Annotated in this window: 17 protein-coding genes; 4 read left to right on the top strand and 13 right to left on the bottom strand. The window is 71.5% G+C overall.

What is annotated here, in order from left to right; translation table 11 throughout:
- Positions 1 to 8: 8 nt before the first annotated feature.
- A complete protein-coding gene (locus tag KME79_RS16835) occupies positions 9 to 1211 on the bottom strand; it encodes a cytochrome P450 (protein WP_219545219.1) in 1203 nt (400 codons plus the stop codon).
- The gene (locus KME79_RS16830) at positions 1208 to 2410 is read right to left on the bottom strand and encodes a cytochrome P450 (RefSeq protein ID WP_219545218.1); all 1203 of its coding nucleotides are present in this window, start codon (positions 2408 to 2410) and stop codon (positions 1208 to 1210) included. Before KME79_RS16830 ends, KME79_RS16835 begins: the two co-directional genes overlap by 4 nt.
- Positions 2411 to 2582: 172 nt before the next feature.
- On the opposite strand from KME79_RS16830, the gene KME79_RS16825 reads away from it, so the two are divergent.
- A complete protein-coding gene (locus KME79_RS16825) occupies positions 2583 to 3749 on the top strand; it encodes a cytochrome P450 (RefSeq protein ID WP_246639973.1) in 1167 nt (388 codons plus the stop codon).
- On the opposite strand, the gene KME79_RS46320 is transcribed toward KME79_RS16825, so the two are convergent.
- A complete protein-coding gene (locus KME79_RS46320; RefSeq protein ID WP_281429398.1) occupies positions 3736 to 6102 on the bottom strand; it encodes a glycoside hydrolase family 95 protein in 2367 nt (788 codons plus the stop codon). The two genes, KME79_RS16825 and KME79_RS46320, sit on opposite strands and share 14 nt — an antisense overlap.
- 52 nt (positions 6103 to 6154) lie before the next feature.
- Between KME79_RS46320 and KME79_RS16815 the strand changes: the two genes are divergently transcribed.
- Positions 6155 to 6562 (top strand): PPOX class F420-dependent oxidoreductase, encoded by a 408-nt coding sequence (locus tag KME79_RS16815; protein WP_219545216.1) that lies wholly within the window; start codon positions 6155 to 6157, stop codon positions 6560 to 6562.
- A gap of 12 nt (positions 6563 to 6574) precedes the next feature.
- On the opposite strand, the gene KME79_RS16810 is transcribed toward KME79_RS16815, so the two are convergent.
- The 10 genes from KME79_RS16810 to KME79_RS16765 all read right to left on the bottom strand — a co-directional run bounded on the left by KME79_RS16810 (position 6575) and on the right by KME79_RS16765 (position 14469).
- Positions 6575 to 7954 carry a N,N-dimethylformamidase beta subunit family domain-containing protein gene (locus KME79_RS16810; protein ID WP_219545215.1) on the bottom strand — a complete coding sequence of 460 codons (1380 nt, stop codon included), beginning with the start codon at positions 7952 to 7954 and terminating at the stop codon, positions 6575 to 6577.
- Between the two features lie 54 nt (positions 7955 to 8008).
- Positions 8009 to 8653, bottom strand: a complete 645-nt coding sequence (locus tag KME79_RS16805) for a response regulator (protein WP_219545214.1) — start codon at positions 8651 to 8653, stop codon at positions 8009 to 8011.
- Positions 8654 to 8657: 4 nt separating this feature from the next.
- The gene (locus KME79_RS16800) at positions 8658 to 9872 is read right to left on the bottom strand and encodes a sensor histidine kinase (RefSeq protein ID WP_219545213.1); all 1215 of its coding nucleotides are present in this window, start codon (positions 9870 to 9872) and stop codon (positions 8658 to 8660) included.
- Positions 9866 to 10591 (bottom strand): ABC transporter permease, encoded by a 726-nt coding sequence (locus tag KME79_RS16795; protein WP_219545212.1) that lies wholly within the window; start codon positions 10589 to 10591, stop codon positions 9866 to 9868. Before KME79_RS16795 ends, KME79_RS16800 begins: the two co-directional genes overlap by 7 nt.
- The gene (locus KME79_RS16790) at positions 10588 to 11307 is read right to left on the bottom strand and encodes an ABC transporter ATP-binding protein (RefSeq protein ID WP_219545211.1); all 720 of its coding nucleotides are present in this window, start codon (positions 11305 to 11307) and stop codon (positions 10588 to 10590) included. Before KME79_RS16790 ends, KME79_RS16795 begins: the two co-directional genes overlap by 4 nt.
- A 65-nt stretch (positions 11308 to 11372) precedes the next feature.
- On the bottom strand, positions 11373 to 11792 hold the full coding sequence (locus tag KME79_RS16785) for a response regulator (RefSeq protein ID WP_308248938.1): 420 nt from the start codon (positions 11790 to 11792) through the stop codon (positions 11373 to 11375).
- A complete protein-coding gene (locus tag KME79_RS16780) occupies positions 11789 to 12397 on the bottom strand; it encodes a sensor histidine kinase (protein WP_219545210.1) in 609 nt (202 codons plus the stop codon). Before KME79_RS16780 ends, KME79_RS16785 begins: the two co-directional genes overlap by 4 nt.
- A 53-nt stretch (positions 12398 to 12450) precedes the next feature.
- Complete coding sequence (locus KME79_RS16775) at positions 12451 to 13020, bottom strand: hypothetical protein (protein WP_219545209.1); 570 nt, start codon at positions 13018 to 13020, stop codon at positions 12451 to 12453.
- Between the two features lie 240 nt (positions 13021 to 13260).
- Positions 13261 to 13779, bottom strand: coding sequence for a pyridoxamine 5'-phosphate oxidase family protein (locus KME79_RS16770; RefSeq protein WP_219545208.1), 519 nt, complete (start codon positions 13777 to 13779; stop codon positions 13261 to 13263).
- Between the two features lie 36 nt (positions 13780 to 13815).
- The gene (locus tag KME79_RS16765; protein WP_219545207.1) at positions 13816 to 14469 is read right to left on the bottom strand and encodes a DUF899 domain-containing protein; all 654 of its coding nucleotides are present in this window, start codon (positions 14467 to 14469) and stop codon (positions 13816 to 13818) included.
- A gap of 95 nt (positions 14470 to 14564) precedes the next feature.
- Here KME79_RS16765 and KME79_RS16760 point away from each other — a divergent pair, with 95 nt between their 5' ends.
- Both KME79_RS16760 and KME79_RS16755 read left to right on the top strand, forming a co-directional pair.
- Positions 14565 to 15029, top strand: a complete 465-nt coding sequence (locus KME79_RS16760; protein WP_219545206.1) for a winged helix-turn-helix transcriptional regulator — start codon at positions 14565 to 14567, stop codon at positions 15027 to 15029.
- Positions 15030 to 15204: 175 nt separating this feature from the next.
- Complete coding sequence (locus KME79_RS16755; protein ID WP_219545205.1) at positions 15205 to 16473, top strand: FG-GAP repeat protein; 1269 nt, start codon at positions 15205 to 15207, stop codon at positions 16471 to 16473.
- The last annotated feature ends 655 nt before the right edge of the window (positions 16474 to 17128 follow it).

Here is a 17128-nt window from a genome sequence, read left to right as displayed (position 1 = left end):
GTCTCTCCTCAGCGAGCCGGTTCGAGCCGCACGGGCACGGACACCGCGCCGATCTCCGGCATCCGCGCGCTCTCCACGGGGCCGCACACCTCGATCCTCGACGTGCGCCGCAGCAGCTCCTCCAGTGCGATCCGCATCGACAGCCGGGCCAGCGGCATCCCGGCGCAGGCGTGCCTGCCGCGCCCGAAGGCCAGGTGGGCGGCGATGTTCGGCCGGTCCAGCACGAACTCCTCCGGATCGGGGAACACCGTCTCGTCCCGGTTCGCCGAGGCGTAGACCAGGGTGACCGGCTCCTCCGGGAGGATGCGGCGCCCGTGCAGCTCGATCTCCCTGGACACCGTGCGGGCGAAGCCCCGGTAGGGCGTGTGGAGCCGCAGGAACTCCTCCAGTGCGGCCGGCATCAGGGCGGGGTTCTCGCGCAGCGCCGACTGCAGTGCCTGGTCGCGCGACAAGTGGACGCAGATGGAGCCGAGCAGGATCGGCGGGGCCACCATGCCGACGACCAGGCACTGACGCAGCGCGCCGACGATGTGCTCCTCCTCCAGCGGCTCCCCGTCCGGCCGCTCGGCCAGCAATGAGCTGGCCGGGTCCTCCTCGACCGGCCGCGGGTCGGCGCGACGGCGGCGGACGAGGTCCCGGGCGATGGCGTACATGCGCTCGCTCATCGCGTTGACGACGTCGCGGTCCAGCTCCCGCCAGGCTCGCACCCACCGGGCCGCCGTGACGGCCAGTTCGGGGGCGAGCGAGGGATCGAGGTTCAGCCATTCGGTGGTGACCCAGGCGGGGAACCGGGCGCCGAACTCCTGGGCCACGTCGCCGCCGCCCCGTTCGACGAGCGGGGTCAGCTCGCGGGCGGCGTGCTCGCGCAGCCGCGGCTCCAGCCGGGCGACGCGGGCGCGTCGCAGTGTACGGTCGAGCGCCCTGCGGTAGGGCGTGTGGGCCGGGGCGTCGTAGTTGAGCGGCGGGCGGCGCAGTCCGCGCGGGTCGCTGGGCACGACGGCGCGCACCGACGAGATGAACGTCGCGGGGTCGCCGGCCGCCGCCGCCACGTCGGCGTAGCGGGTCAGCGCCCAGAAGCCGCCGTACCTGCCGCTGCGCGCGACCGGACACTCCGCGCGCAGCCGGGCGTACAGGTCCAGGCTCTCGCGCACCGTTCCGGCGCTGTCAGGGTCGAAGTCCTCGGACACCGGTCCGGTGGGACCGGCCGTCATGCCCGCGCCTCGAACCGCATCGGGACGGAGTTGGTGCCCCACTCGGCCCAGCGGGCCATCCCGATCTCCCCGCTCACCTCGAACGAGGTCGTACGCGCCAGCGCCTCCTCCAGGGTGGTGACCAGCATGATCCGGGCCAGCGGCGCGCCGGGGCAGGTGTGCACGCCGGCGCCGAAGGCCAGGTGCCTGGCGAGGTTCGGCCGGTCGAACCGGAAGTTCTCGCCGTCGGGGAAGACGCGCTCGTCGCGGTTCGCCGAGGTGTAGACCAGCGCTATCGGCTCCCCCGCCTTGATCAGCCGGCCGCCCAGGACCACGTCCTCGCGCGCCGTCCTGGCCATGCCGCGGTACGGTCCGTACAGGCGGAGGAACTCCTCCACGGCCGCCGGGATCCGCGCAGGGTCCTTCCGGAGCAGCCCGGCGAGCTCCGGGTCGCCGCTCAGGTGGACGAACATGTTGCCGACGAACACGCTCGGCGCCACCATCCCGGTGACGAGCAGCTGCCTGACGCAGCCCAGCACCATGTCGGCGGGCAGCGGCGCGCCCTCGTACTCGGCCCGCATCAGCGCGCTGGTGAGGTCCTCGGCCGGGTCCATCGGATGCTCGCGACGCTCGTCGATGACCGCCTGCGCGATCTCGTACAGGCGGCGGCTCAAACGCACGACGTTATCCGTGTCGACGATCTGGATGGCCGCCACGTATTCTGCGCTGATTTCCTTGATCAGCTCGGCCAGCTCGGTCGGCAGATTGAAGAAGGCGGCGAATACGTGCGCGGGGAACTTCTGCGCGTAGTCGACCGCCACGTCGCCCTCGCCGGCGTCGATCAGCGGCTGGAGCAGGCTCGCCGCGAACTCCCTGACCCGCGGCTCCAGCGCGGCCATCTTGCCCCTGGTGAAGAAGCGGTTGATCACCCGCCGGTAGGCGGTGTGCTCGGGCGGGTCGAAGTGCAGCGGCGGCCGGCGGCCGGTGAAGGCGAATTTCGGCACGGTGTTCTGCACCGACGTGGTGAACACGGCCGGGGTCTCCAGGACGTGCCTGACGTCCTCGTACCGGAACAGCGCCCAGAACCCGCCGTCGTAGGCGTCGCTGTGGGCGACCGGGCAGCGTGACCGCATGTCCTGGTACAGCGCGTGCGCGCTGGTGAAGGTCTCCGGCTCGAGCGGATCGAAGTCGTGGGTGAGTTCGCGGGCGGGCTCGGCCATGCCTCTCCTCAGGTGCGCACAGGCTTGTCGCCTCAACATTAGACATTTTTTTTCGCGTACGTCAACGTGACGCATATACATAGTGACGGCTTGGGCAAGACGACCCTTGCTCACAATCGCGGTGCGGTGATATCCGTGTGCTCAGACGCCGAGACAGGAGCCGAGTCAGGTGATGGACGACGCCCGCAAGATCAGGCGCACCGACGCCTCCGGGACCTGCCCGGTGACCCGGGCCGCCGACGGCACCTGGCAGGTGCGCGGATACGCCGAGGCGCGGGCCGTGCTGCGCGCCGACGCCACCGTGCAGGCCGGGCTGGGCGTCGAGACGGTGGACAAGGCCCCCGCCGGGATCCGTCGGCCCGTCCTCTACCGCGACGGCCCCGAACACCGCGAGCACCGGCGGCAGACCGCGCGCTACTTCACGCCGCGCCGCGTGGACGAGCACTACCGCGAGCTGATGGCGGACATGGCCGACCGCGCGCTCGCCAGGTTGCGTACGGACGGCTCGGCGCAGCTGTCCGACCTGAGCTTCGGCATGGCGATCGGCGTGGCCAGCGCGGTCATCGGCCTCACCGAGAGCAGGCCGGGCATCCGCCGCAGGCTGGAGCGCTTCTTCCCGGAAAAGTTCGGCAGGCCCGGCTTCACCAGCCTGAGCGGGATCTACTGGATGGGGCGGCAGATCTACAGCTGGGGCAGCATCTACCTGGCCGACGTCCGCCCCGCGGTCCGGCCTCGCCGCCGGGAGCCGCGCGACGACCTCATCTCCCACCTGATCGCCGAAGGGTGCACCGACGCCGAGATCCTCGGCGAGTGCCTGACGTTCGCGGCGGCGGGGATGGTGACGACGCGGGAGTTCATCTGCGTCGCCGCGTGGCAGCTGTTCACCGACGAGGCGCTGCTCGACCGGTACCTGAAGGCCGAGGAGCCGGAGCGGCTGGCCGTGCTGCACGAGCTGCTGCGGCTCGACCCCGCGGTGGCGCGGCTGCGGCGGCGCACCACGGCGGACCTCGAACTCCCCGGGCAGGTCACCGTTCCCGCGGGCGAGGTGGTCGAGCTGCTCGTCGACGAGGTGAACGCGGACCCCCGGGCGGTGGGCTCCGAGCCGCTGTCCGCGTGCCCCGGCCGGGCCCTCGACGCGGGCGCCGGGCCGGCGGTGCTCTCCTTCGGCGACGGCCCGCACCGGTGTCCCGGCGCGGGCATCGCCATCCTGGAGACCGACATGTTCCTCACCCGGCTCTTCGCACTGCCGGGGATCCGGATGGCGACGGCGCCCAGGGTCGGCTTCAAGGACGAGATCGGCGGCTACGAGATCCGCGGCCTCACCGTCACCACCGGCTGATCACATAACTCCGCCCCGCGACGCCCTCCCAGGTGAGGGTGTCACCGGCGCGGCGCGGCGCGGCCTCCCGGTCATCGTCGTCGTGGAGGTGGCAGTGGTTCGCGATGGATGTCCTGACGGTGAGGGGGCCGGTGCGGCCCGGGCGCAGGGTGATGGTCTCGGCGACGCCGTCACGCCACGAGACGTCCACGGTCACGTCGCCCCGGGCGCGCAGCCCCGACACCGAGCCGTCCTTCCACACGGCGGGCAGCGCGGGCAGCACGTGCACCTCGCCGCGGTGGCTCTGCACCAGCATCTCGGCGATGCCGGCGGTCGCGCCGAAGTTGCCGTCGATCTGGAACGGCGGATGGGTGTCCCACAGGTTGTCCAGCGTCGAGGTCCTCAGCTGCTCGGCGAGCATCCGGTGAGCGCGGTCGCCGTCCAGCAGCCGCGCCCAGAAGCTGATCTTCCAGGCCTTGCTCCAGCCGGTGCCGCCGTCGCCGCGCGCCTCCAGCGACACCGCCGCCGCCTCCGCCTCCGGCGTGCCTGCCGCGATCCGGTCGCCGGGGTGCAGCGCGTAAAGGTGGGAGACGTGCCGGTGGGTGTCGGTCCTGGAGTCCAGGTCCTCCTTCCACTCCTGCAGTTGCCCCCAGGACCCGATCCGGATCCCCGGGTCGAGCCTGCCGAGCGCCGCCTCCGCCGCCGCCCTGAACTCCTCGTCCACGCCGAGCGCCGCCGCCGCGGCCAGCGCGCTTTCGAGCACCTCCCGTACGATCTGCTGCGACATCGCGGCGCCGGCGGAGAAGTCGCCGTGCTCGGGCGAGTAGCTGGGCGAGACGACGAGCAGGCCGTCGCGCGGGTCGGTGTGCAGGAAGTCCAGCCAGAACTCGGCCGCCCCCTTGATCACCGGATAGGCGGTCTCCCGCAGATACTCCAGGTCCCCGGTGAACCGGTAGCCGTCGTAGAGGTGCCGCGCCGTCCAGGCCGCCGCCTCGGGGAACCAGAAGGCGGTCGGCCAGTCGTGCACCCCGGTGAAGCCGAAGGGGTTCGTCTCGTTGCCCACCACCCAGCCTCGGGCGCCGTACATCTCCCTCGCCGTCCTGCGGCCCGGCTCCACCAGGGCCCGGACGAACCTGTCGTACGGGACGGCCGTCTCGTGCAGGTTGGCCGGTCCGGCGGGCCAGTAGTTCATCTGCAGGTTGATGTTGACGTGGTAGTCGCCCGACCAGGGCGGGCTGGTCGACGCGTTCCACACGCCCTGCAGGTTCGCGGGGAGGATGTCGTTCTCCCGCGAGCACGCGATCAGCAGATAGCGGCCGTAGGCGAACATCAGCGCCTCCACCGCGCGCTCGTCCGGACCGTCGCCGCCCGTGTAACCCCGCAACAACCGGTCAGTGGGCACCGGACCAGCGGGCCCCCTTCCGGGACCACCCCGTTCCAGACCAGCGGACCCGCCGGTCTCACCCTTTCCTGGACCGCTCTCCGGCGCGGACTGCCCGAGGTCGAGCCGCACCCGGTCGAACAGCGCGCGGTGGTCGGCCACGTGGGCGGCCCTGAGCGCGTCGTAGCCCAGCGCGGCGGCCGCGTCCACGGCGGCAGTGACCCGGGCGTGCGGGTCCTCGCCCCGGTAGCGCGGGTAGGTGTCGGCGTAGTCGGTCCCCGCCGACAGGACGAAGACCGCGCTGTCGGCCCCGGTGACCGTGATCGTCTCCCCCGTGTCCGTACGGGTGCCGCCCGCGACGATGACCTGGACCTGGGCCTCGAAGACCAGCCCGTTGTCCGCGAGACGCCCCCGGACGGTGAGCCGGCCGCCCTCGGCGGTGACGGTCTTGTCGTCCCGGGGCGAGGTGTGGCGCAGCGTGAACGAGACCGCGCCACCCCGGTCGGCGGAGACGCGCCCGGCGATCACGTTGCCGGGGTTGGCGGCGAAGTACTCGCGGGTGTGCGTGACGCCCCCGGCGGTGTAGCGCACCCGCGCCACGGCCTCACTGAGGCTGAGCTCACGGCGGTAACCTCCGGCGCCGCCGGGCGCGCCGAAGTCCAGGTGGAGGTCGCCGAAGGTCTGGTACGCCCCGAACCCGGTCTTGGGCTGCCCCAGCACGGCCGCCACGTCCTCGGCCGGCACCCTGCCCTCCCGGTCGATCCGCCGCCGGACCTCCGCCACGGCGTCCGGACGCGGTGTCCTCCAGTCGCCGAAGTCGTAGCCGTCGTGGCCGGGACCGCCGGTCCACAGCGTCTTCTCGTTGAACTGGATCCGCTCGGTGGCCACGCCACCGAAGACCATGGCGCCCAGCGGCCCGTTGCCGATGGGCAGCGCCTGGGTCTCCCAGTTGACGGCGGGCTCTTCGTACCAGAGCGTCAGTTCGTCGGGCATGGCGGCCATTGTCCCGCGATCTCACCGGATATGGCCCTCTATGCTGCCGATCATGAGCATCTCTCTCAGCGACACTGCCCGGAGCATCCTCAGCGCCCCCAACCTCGGCGTTCTCGCCACCCTCAACCCCGATGGCAGTCCGCAGACCTCGGTCGTCTGGGTCGGCACCGACGGCGACGACGTGGTCATCTCCTCCCAGGCCGGCAGGCGCAAGGTGGTGAACCTGGAGCGGGACCCACGGGTCAGCCTCAGCGTGTTCGACCTTGCGGACCCCGACAGGTACGTCGAGGTCCGAGGGGTCGCGACGGTCACCGAGGACGAGGGAAGGCGACTGGCGGTGCGGCTGGCGGAGGAGTACGAGGGCGAAGGAGCCGGCGAGGAGTACCTCCGGCTGCCCCCGGACAAGGTGCGCGTGACGATCCGCATCACGCCGGAGCGGGTGGTGGGGAACGCGGCGTGACGCGCCGGCGTCTCAGGCCCGGCCGGAGCACCCGGACGACGGGTTCGAGCAGTCCCCCGCCGGCCCCTCGGCGAACCTGGTCAGCAGGTTGAGCGTGGCGCGGCGGGTGAAGGCGGAGGCCGCCCGGGTCACGCCGTGGCCGCAGGCCGCGCCCTTCATGCCGCACACCCAGCGCATCGTGCCGGAGGCGAACACCCCGGCGCCGCTGGGGGCGACGTAGTAGGTGGTGTGGCTCACCGTGGCCCGGCCGCCGCAGTCGACGGGCGACTCGGCCAGCACCTCGATGTCGTCCGGTGAGCCTGGCGACACCTTGTCGGTCTCCACGCCGGCCAGCCCGGGGAAGCTCCTGCCCCGGGTCCCCTCGAAGATCCAGTGGCCCGGCCTGCTCACCCGGTAGGTCGCCTCGGCCGGGAAACAGTCGTACATCTGCCCGACCAGCCCGCTCTCCGGCTCCGACCGCCGCCAGAGCGGGCACCGGGTCTCCTTGTCGCACATGACCGTCCTGCCGTGCAGCCCGATCCGCCAGTAGACGGCGTTGGCCCCGAGGAAGGCCAGGTTCGCGCCCGCGTCACGGGCCTGCGTGACGACCTTCCGCATCGTCGGCGACCAGTACTCGTCGTGCCCCAGCGACACCACGGCCCGCGCGCCGCCCAACGCCCCGGGCCGCAGGTCGAGGCTGGTCAGATAGGCCAGCGGCACTCCGCTCTGCTCGGCCAGCCGGATGGCGTTCCACTCGAAGTCCAGGAAGAGCCGGGCACCCGAGCCGTCGTACGGACGATCGAAGGTGACCTTGCGTGACCGGTCGTCGAATCCGCCGGGGCCGCTGTAGAGGCTGCGTCCTCCCCACAGGTTGTACGCCTGCCAGGTGGTCACGGCGTTGACGATCACCACCCGGCCCTCGGCCGAGGACGAGCGCACGGTGATCGGCACGTAGCGCTGGCCGCCCGTCGAGGCGTCCAGCCGCACCAAATAGGCGCCCTCGGCCCAGCCGGTGGTGTCGACGGTGAGCGAGGGCTTCCAGTGAGCGGCGGTCACCATGCCCTCGACGGTCCGCGGCGGCGGCTGCCGGGTCCCGGCGACCGGCGTGGAACGCCAGACCCTCACCGGCCGGGCGCCCATCCGGAACGCCGACGCGGTGAAACGCGGCGCGGTCGTGGAGACGAGCAGCCGGAACCGCTCCCCCGGCAGCACGCTGACCCGGTCGGCGTACCCCTCGATCTCGTGCTCGCCGCCACGTTCGGTGATGCGCCACGGCGCGGGCGGCGCCTGCGCGGGCGCGGCGCGTTCTGAGGCTCCGGCGGACACCGAGGCGGGCCCGGGGGCGACCGGCGCGGTGGCGGCGCAGCCGGCGGTGAGCAGGACCAGGACGGCGAGGACATGACGCACGGTCACCCATGCTCACGCCCGTCCGCGGACGGGTGCCCGCCTTTGGCGAAGTACTTACCCTCAGCCGTCGGCGGCCGGTCTGAGCAGGCCGATCTCGTACGCCGCCGCCACCGCCGCCGCCCGGTCCTTCACCTGGAGCTTGGCGAAGACGTGGAGCAGATGCGTCTTGACCGTCGCCTCGGTGATGAAGAGCTTCCCGGCGATGTCGCGATTGGTCGCGCCCCGGGCGATCAGCTTGAGCACCTCGAGTTCGCGGCGGCTCAGCGTGCGCGGCGCCTCCGGTGGGCGGTCCTTCGCCGTCAGCACACCGGCCACCGTCGGAGACAGCACGGTTTCGCCGCGGGAGGCCGCCAGCACGGCACGGCGCAGGTCGGCGCGGGGCGTGTCCTTGAGGAGATAGCCGGTGGCGCCCTGCTCGATCGCCGGCAGGACGTCGGCGTCATCGTCGAACGTGGTCAGGACCAGCACGTGGATGCCGGGCGTCTGCTCGCGGAGCCGGCGGATGACCTCCACGCCGCTCATCCTCGGCATGCGCAGGTCCAGGAGCACGACGTCAGGGTCCGTACGCAGGGCCACCGCGAGGGCCTCGGGACCGTCGGCCGCCTCGCCGACGACCTCGAAGCCGGCGTCGGCGGCGAAGATGCCGCGCAGGCCGTCGCGGACGATCGGGTGGTCGTCCACGATGATCAAACGGATCGGCGGCATGGCCTCACAGTCCCGGGTCGGGGTCGGCGGGGATGGCCGGGACGGTGGCGGAGACGCCGGTGCCCTGGCCGGGGGCGGACTCGATCGCGAAGCTCCCGGCCAGGCGGGTGACGCGCTGGCGCATCGCGACGAGGCCGAAGCCCTCGCCGTGGGACGCGGCCGCCGGGGCGAAGCCGGCGCCGTCGTCGCGGACGTCCAGCGCCACCACGTCGTCCATGTACGAGAGCGTGAGGCCGACCCGCCCGGCCGAGGCGTGCTTGGCCACGTTGGCCAGTGCCTCCTGCGCCACCCGCAGCAGGGCCGTCTCCACCTCCGCGTGCAGCGGCCGGGGGTCGCCGGTGATCGACACGGCGGCGGGCACGCCGGTGTTCCGCGACCAGGTCGCCGCAAGCCTCTCCAGAACGGCCGCCAGCTCGCCCTCGTGCTGGAGAGACGCCGGGCGCAGCGCCTGCACCGAGCGGCGGGCCTCGGTCAGGCTCTCCCTGGCCATGGCCTGAACCGTGTCCAGGCGGGCACGGGCCGGAGGCGGCACGTCGCCGACGGCCTCCATCTGGGTGAGGATGGCGGTCAGGCCCTGCGCGACGGTGTCGTGGATCTCCCTGGCCATCCGCTGCCGTTCCTCCAGCACGCCGGCCTCGCGGGCCCGGGTCAGCAGCTGGGCCTGGAGGTTCGCGTTGTCGTCGGCGAGCGCGACCAGCTTGGCGCTCGTCTCCCGCAACTCCGCGATCATCACCTTGCGCTGGTCGTTCTGGTCGGAGACGGCCTTGATGACCAGGCCGACGGTGGAGGCGGCCAGCACCCCGACGACGAAGGAGCCGAGCAGCTCGACCGGGGTGCGCCCGAGCTGCGGGCGGGCGGCGATCAGCACGCCGACCGTCACGGCCACCCCGCCGTACGCCCACAACCCCGGCAGCAGGGCGAAACACTGGACGAACGCTCCCAGCCCCGTCACCGTGAACACGTTGTCGATCCTGACCAGGACCCCGATGACGGCGAGCAGGACGGCGAAGTAGGCGATCAGCACCACCGGGCGGGCGATCCAGCCAGGGTGGGAGGTCACCATCAGCCAGTGCCAGGCCACCGCGAACAGCGCCAGGACCAGCACCTCCAGCCGCCACTCCCGCAGCAGGGCGAAGAGCGCGGGAAGCAGGACCAGCAGGTACGGCAGCGCGGCCTGGACCCGGTCCCAGCGCGTCAGGCCCGGGTCGGTCGTCACCATCGGAACGTCCTGAGGGCGAGGCCGCCCGCGACGATCGAGATCGCGACCATGACGCCCAGCGTAAGCGGTGAGGGGGCGCCGCCCGCCCAGCCGTCGCGGACCGCCTGGACCGCCGGAGCCATGGGGAGGAGATCGCCGATCGCGCGCATCGAGCCGGACATGGTCTCCCGGGGGATCATGGCGCCGGACAGGAACACCATCGGGAAGAACACGGCCAGCCCGATCACGGTCGCGGCGCGGCCGGTGGGGACGAGCGCGCCGAGCAGGAGCCCGATGGAGCCCAGGCTGAGCGCGCCCAGCAGCCACGCCACCAGGACGCCCACGACGTTCGCCGGCGCGGTCAGCCCGAACGCGACCAGGCCGATGACGATCAGCAGCGCCGAGCCGAGCACCGCCAGCAGCATGTGCGCCGCCCACTGTGCCCCGAACAGCATGGCGCGGGAGGCCGGGGTCGCGCGCAGCCGCTTCAGGACCCGGCGCTCCCGGTAGTGGGCCAGCGTGGCGGGGAGCACGACCAGCGTGGCCAGGCCGATGACGAACACGGTCAGCATCGGCACGGTGGCGTCGATCAGCGGCGTCCCGCCCCGCAAGGGCTTGTTGCCGCCGCGCAGCTTGACCCAGAGCATGATCGCTGGGAAGACGAGCGCGAAGAAGGCCGACATCGGGTCACGGACGATCAGCTTGAGCTCGACGGCGACGACGTTCGCGAGGCCTTTCATGCCATTTCCCTTTCGGTCAGGGCGAAGTACGCGTTCTCCAGGGAGTCGGCTCCCACCTCGGCGATCAGCTCACGCGGGCTGCCCTCGGCGACGACGCGGCCGCGGTCGACGATGGCGAGGCGGTCGCACAGCGTTTCCGCCTCGTCCATGAAGTGGGTGACCAGCACGACGGTGACGCCGCGCCCGCGCATCTCGCGGATGAGGCCCCACGTGGTGCGGCGGGCGGCGGGGTCAAGGCCGGTGGTGAGCTCGTCGAGGAAGACGACCTCGGGGTTGCCGACCAGGGCCAGCGCGATGAACAGGCGCTGCTTCCAGCCGCCGGACAGGTTCCCGAAGCGGGCCCGTCTCCGGTCCGCGAGCCCCCATTCGTCCATGACCGCCCGCCAGTCGGCCGGCTTGTCGTAGAAGGAGGCGTACATCCGCAACGCCTCGCCTACCTTGATGGCGTCGGGGAGGGCCGCCTCCTGCAACTGGGCGCCGATGCGCTGGAGGAGCGCGCGACGGTCGTCGTACGGGTCCAGGCCGAGCACGCGCAGGGTGCCGCCGTCCGGCCGGCGCAGCCCGGAGGCGCACTCCACGAGCGTGGTCTTGCCCGCGCCGTTGGGGCCGGCGATGCCGAAGATCTCGCCGCGCCGCACGGTCAGGGTGACGCCGTCGACCGCCTTGCCCGCCTTGTAGCTCTTGCTCAGCTCGTTGATCTCGATGATCGCTGTCATGCTTCGAGCCTCGCCGCCGGGCGCCGCCGCCGACATCCACCGATCGGTTGATGGGGGCCGGGCGGTCATCGGCGGGTGACGAGCCCGCTCTCGTAGGCGGCGACGACCCGGATGGCGGCCAGGAGGTCGGTCGCCGAGGCGCTCTTGAGGAGGAATCCGCTGGCACCGGCTCTGAGTGACGCGTACACGTACTCGTCCTGGTCGAACGTGGTGAGGATCAGCACGCGGATCCCTGCGCCGGCGGGGTCGGCGCAGATGCGCCTGGTCGCCTCGATGCCGTCCAGGTCCGGCATCCTGACGTCCATGAGGACGACGTCCGGTCGCCGCAGCCGGGCCAGGCGCACGGCTTCGGCGCCGGTGCCGGCCTCGCCCACGGTGGTCAGCCCCGGTGTGGCGTCGATGAGGACCTTGAGGCTGTCGCGTACGAGGAGCTGGTCCTCGGCGAGCAGGACGCGGATCGGCGGGGCGGGGGCGTCGCCGCTCACGTCACGGTGCCGTTCTCGCAGGGCAGGCGAGCCGTGACGCGGAAGCCGCGGTCCGGCCGGAATCCGGCGCTGAACGAGCCTCCGTACAGCTTGACCCGTTCGCGCATGCCGATCAGGCCGTGTCCGCCGCCGGCCGCGCGCGGGGGGCGGCCGTGGCGGGGGCCGTCGTCGACGACCTCGATGGCGGCTGCCCACTCGTCGATGTCCACGGTGACCGAGCAGCGAGTGGGCCCCGCGTGGGTGACGACGTTGGTCAGCGCCTGCTGCACGATCCGGTAGACCGACACGGCGAGCGCGGGTGGGAGGCGGGCCTCCTCGCGGACGGTCAGGTCGACCTCGACCCCGGCCGCGCGGGCGGGGGCGGCCAGCTCGGGCAGATCCGCTATGCCGGGAACGGGCACGGGACCCTCCGCGAGGTCGCCGTCGGACCGCAGGAGACCGAGCACCCGGTGGATCTCGGCGAGCGTGCCCCGGCTGGTCCGCTCGATGACGGCCAGGGCGGCGCGCACCGGCGTAGCCGACGGCCAGCGCCAGGGCGACGGCCCCCCGCCGACCAGGCGTGCCGTGGTCTGGATCGTCGTCCTCGTCGCCGTACACGTCCTCATGTCGGCTTACGGGCCGAGAGGATGACGAACGGGTCCCCGGCGGTCCGCCCGCCCTACGGCTCGTAATGGATATGCATCGAGGAGATCCGGTCGTTCCAGGCGTCGCCGACGTAGTCCACCTTGGTCCAGTTGTGCCAGTACCTCTTCGCGCCCTGGTACGAGTTGTGCTCCCACACGTTGAGGTAGTTGCAGCGGGAATGACCCTGCCGCCAGGAGGAGATCCTGTCGTTCCACATGACGCCGAGGTCGCGGATGCCGTACCCGGCGGTGTCGCAGGGGCCGGAGTAGCCCCACCAGCGGTACCTCGGAAGGCCCTGGTTGATGTTGTCGGCGGCCTCCAGGAGCAGCGTCGCCTCCGCGGCGGTCCGCGTCCCGCCGAGGGCGGCCAGGTCCGCCTTTTCGATGGTGTCCGCGCACACCTCCTTGACCACTCGGGAGAACGTCTCCCCCGGTTTGATCGGCTCCAGCAGGACGGAGCAGGAGCGGGTGGGGGCGGGGCTCTCGGTGGACGCCGCCGCCGCCGGGGCGGCGGCGACGCCGCAGGCCACCAGGGCGAGCGCGGCGATGGAGCGGCTGTGCCTGCGGGCCGTGGCGATCGTCGGAGGTTTCGGGCGAGTACGCATGTCAGTCTCCTTCTGCTGACGTGGAACGCCCCCGTCAAGGGGGGCCACGGACGGCCTGCGCGAAGACCTTCGTCCGAGTCGGCGGAGAGGGCTCCGGGGCCGGTTGGCAGCGGCGTGACGCCGCACTCCTCACCCTCCATCGCCGAAGATCGCACGGCCAGGGCGGCAGCCGGGCATCTGGCGGACATCTCGCCACCAGGACGAGCGGCGGCCTGTCCCGTCAAGTGGTGGGGGACCGCGTCAGAAGCGCCAGCGGGTGGCGGTCCGGCCGTCGGCGCCGTAGCCGTAGGCGCGAAGGGGGGTGATCCGATAGAGACCGTACTCCGGTGAGCCGGGCAGGCTGTCGTCGTAGACGCGGCCGTCGCGCGGGGAGAGTCGCCACTGATACTTCGCCACGAACGCGTCGGCCACCTCCCGCTGCCGGTCCGGGTCGAGGACAGGGGCGGCGACGCCCTCGATCACGAGGTCGAGGTCCGCCCCGGCGACGGTGAGGACGCAGTGGCCGCTGTGGGCCAGGTTCCGGCCCTTGCGCGAGCCGGGGCGGGTGGTGAAACACGGGGCTCCGTCGGCCCAGACCGGCATCAACGGCATGGCATGGGGGCGCCCGTCGGGCCGTACCGTCGACAGCCACGCTTTCGGCGTCTCCCCCACGCACGCCTGCGCGTGGGTCCACGGTCGCACGGAGGCGGGGTCGGTGCTCATCGGTGTCGCGTCGGCCTCGCTGAACAGAAGCTCGGCACGGGGAGTCGGGTAGGACATGGCAGTGTTTCCCTTTCGGATGGATCGCGGGACGGTTCAGGAGCCGTACTCGTCGTGCAGCCGCCACCAGTGGTAGGGCGGGCTCTGCGGCCGGCCTTCGGGTGAGTCTTCCCACGTCTCCTGCCGTCCGTACGGGGTCAGGTCGAGGAAGGTCCAGTTGCTGCCGAGTCGTTCGACGCCTCGTCCGGTGGTGACGTACGTGCGATAGACGTCCGCGCCGTCGCGCAGGAAGACGTTCACCGCGAACCCGTCGCCCGCGTCCATGTCCCGGTTGAAGGCGCCGTCCGGCGCCGCGTACCACGGGATGGTCCAGCCCATGCGCCGCTTGGACGGCATGATCTCGGCCAGCGGCCCGGTGGAGACCAGCGCCATGGAGACGTCGCGGGCGTGCAGGTGCGCCAGGTGGCCGACGTTGTCAGTGAACATCGCGCAGCCGGAGCAGAGTTCGTGGGCTCCGTGCCACATGAAGGAGTACACGATGAGCTGGCTGCGCCCGTCGAAGAGGTCCGGCAGCCCTCTCGTGCCGTCCGGGCCGTCGAACCGGTACTCGCGGTCCACCCTGACCATCGGCAGCCGCCGCCGTTCGGCGGCCAGGGCGTCCTGCGCGCGGGTGAGGTGCTTCTCCTTGACCAGCAGGGCGTCCCGGGCGCTGCGCCACTCCTGCTCCGAGACGATCGGGGGTCGGGTCATCGGCCGCTCCTTTGTTGCTTCCTTAAGGAAAGTGACGGGCCAGACCCTACCGGAGTCGATTCCCTAAGGGAAGCTGGTCGGCTAGGCTGGGGCTCATGCAGCGCACCCGGTTCGGCGACATGACCTGCTCCATCGCCCGCACCCTGGACATCATCGGCGAGCCGTGGTCCCCACTGATCCTGCGCGACGTCTATGTCGGCATCGAGCGCTTCGACGATCTCCAGCGCGACCTCGGCATCTCCAGCAAAGTGCTGAGCGGCCGGCTGAAGTGGCTGGTCGAAAGCGGTGTGCTGGAACGCCGGGAGTACTCACAGCGTCCCGTCCGGCACGAGTACACCCTCACCGAGAAGGGCCTGGAGCTGTGCGACCTGCTGCTGGTGTTGGCGCGCTGGGGCGACCGCTGGACGTCCGGAGACTCCGGTCCGCCCACGCTGTACCGTCACCACGCCTGCGGCCGGACCAGCCATGTGGAACTGCGCTGCTCGGCCTGCGGGCAGCCGATGCGCGCGACGGACGTCGACATGCTGCCGGGCCCCGGAGCAGAAGACGGCGGCGCTTGACCGAAGCCCCGCCACCAGCTGCTCAGACCGGCACCTCCATGACGCAGCGCGTGCTGGCCAGGACAAGGGGAATGTCGATGTCCGACGAGGGTGCCGGCGTCGGCATCTCCTACGAACGACCGCCGAGAGACCGACTCACCGCGGTCATAGCAGGCCGGTCGTAGGCTGTGGCCTCATGCGGCGAAGACTGGGCGCCTGGCTGGTCCTGATACTGGCTCTGCCAGGGTGCGGCGCGCCCTACATCAAGGGTCTGCCTACGGCGGCCGGTCACAGTGCCTCACCGCCCACGCCGATCACCGCGTCCACGCCATCCACAGGTCTCGGCAGCCGACGTGCCGACGATGTCAACGGTGACGGTTACGCGGATCTGTTCTTCGATTTCGGTTCATTAGGCGTCGTCTACGGCTCGCCCCGAGGGCTCGACCCCGAATCTCGGACGGTCCTGCCGGTACGCGACGAGCAGGGCTTGTCCGCACCGGCCGTGAACGCGTTCGAGTTGCTTCATACGGATAACAGGGCGGACTTCGACGGCGACGGCTTCGACGACATCCTGCTCAAAGGGTGTAGCCCCGTTCCATCGTGCCAGGACCGGCCGCTCATCTCCTGGGGCGGTCCGCGCGGCCTCAGGACCCCTACCCCGACCCGAGTACCTCTGCCGAAGGACAAGGCGGTGGAGGCCATGGTCGCCGGTGACTTCGACGGGGACGGCGTCGGCGACGTGGCGCTGGCCCCCTATGACGGAGCGGGCGCATGGGGTGAGGGGAAAGGGAGCCTGATGGTGCTGTACGGCCCGTTCAGCCGCACCGGGCTCCCGGCCCGCCACACCAGCCAGCCGACGTCCGTCGATTTCCAGAGCTTCACCGCCGACGAGATCGACGGGCGCCGTTCCACAGCGCTGGTCGCAGGACATGCCGAAGAGACCACCACACAGCTTTTCAGCGCGGACCGGGACGGCCTGGCGAAACAGGGGCGTGGACTTCAATGGGGGACTGTGGCCGCGTTCGGTGACTTCGACGGTGACGGTCGCAGAGATCTCGCGGTCGGTTTCGAGGCACCCCAGGACGGCAACCGGCTGACCGTCCTCTACGGCAACGGCCGTCGTGGGATGTTCGAAGGCACCGGCGCGGCGGTCACCGGAGACTTCGACGGAGACGGCCGGGACGACCTCGCCTTCGGCGGGAGGAGCTACGGGTGGCAGCCTCCCACTCCGTCCCGGATCTTCTGGGGCGGAGCGGGAGGACTGCGGACGAGTGAGGCCATCGGCGGGATGGACGCAGCGCCGCTGGCGGCGGGAGACTACGACGGGGACGGGGACGACGAACTGCTCCTCGCCGCTCCCCTGTCCGGCGGTGTCCCCGCGAACGGTGTCAAGATCTGGGTGACCGATGGCAGGAGGGTCCTGACCAGCTTCTCCTGCGGCGGCATGGCCCGAGGCTGCCGATGACCTTCCGCAGACCACCTGGGGTGGGGTCGGAGCTGCCTCCGCCGTCGTTCCAGGTGAGGCCGAGGTCGCGTACCACGCGGGCGTAGCGGCGGCCTGGGGTGAGCGACGCGGCCGCCCACGGCAGGATTCGGCACTCCCCTGCCCGTCTCACCCAGGAAATCCCTGCGCGCGGCGGAGATGCCCGCCGGAGTAGAAGGCGGCGCCGAACAGATGGGCGGCGCTGAAGCCACGCTTTCGTGGGCGAAGGCGAGAAGCTCTCGATGCGAGCTGTACCACGGCGACTGTGACGAGCAACTCCCCGAGGGAGCGGTCGACATGGACCTGTACGGCGGACTAGGCGGAACCTGATCATGGTTCAAGCTCACGCATCTCGGTTCCAACTGTGCGCAGAGCTTCGTACGCCCGCTTGGCCTTCTCAGCCTCCAAGCGACCGTCGTACCAAGAGGTTTGGACCTTCGGCCACCACCGGCCGATCTTGTCTGGATTCTTGAACAGGTACACCAAGGTCGAGACTCCGCCTGCTCCTAATACTCCAGCCGCATTTAGTGATCGATGAGTCGTCGCTGACGTTGGTAATGACAGCGACGGGCGCGGGCCTGATGCCGACGTCGCCACCGTGACCAGCGGATCCGATGACTGACGGGGTGCCGGGGCT

The sequence above is a fragment of the Nonomuraea harbinensis genome (assembly GCF_019396385.1).
GTDB lineage: Bacteria > Actinomycetota > Actinomycetes > Streptosporangiales > Streptosporangiaceae > Nonomuraea > Nonomuraea ferruginea.
Note: the sequence above shows the minus strand (reverse complement) of the source record. Positions and strands in the feature narration are given on the sequence as shown.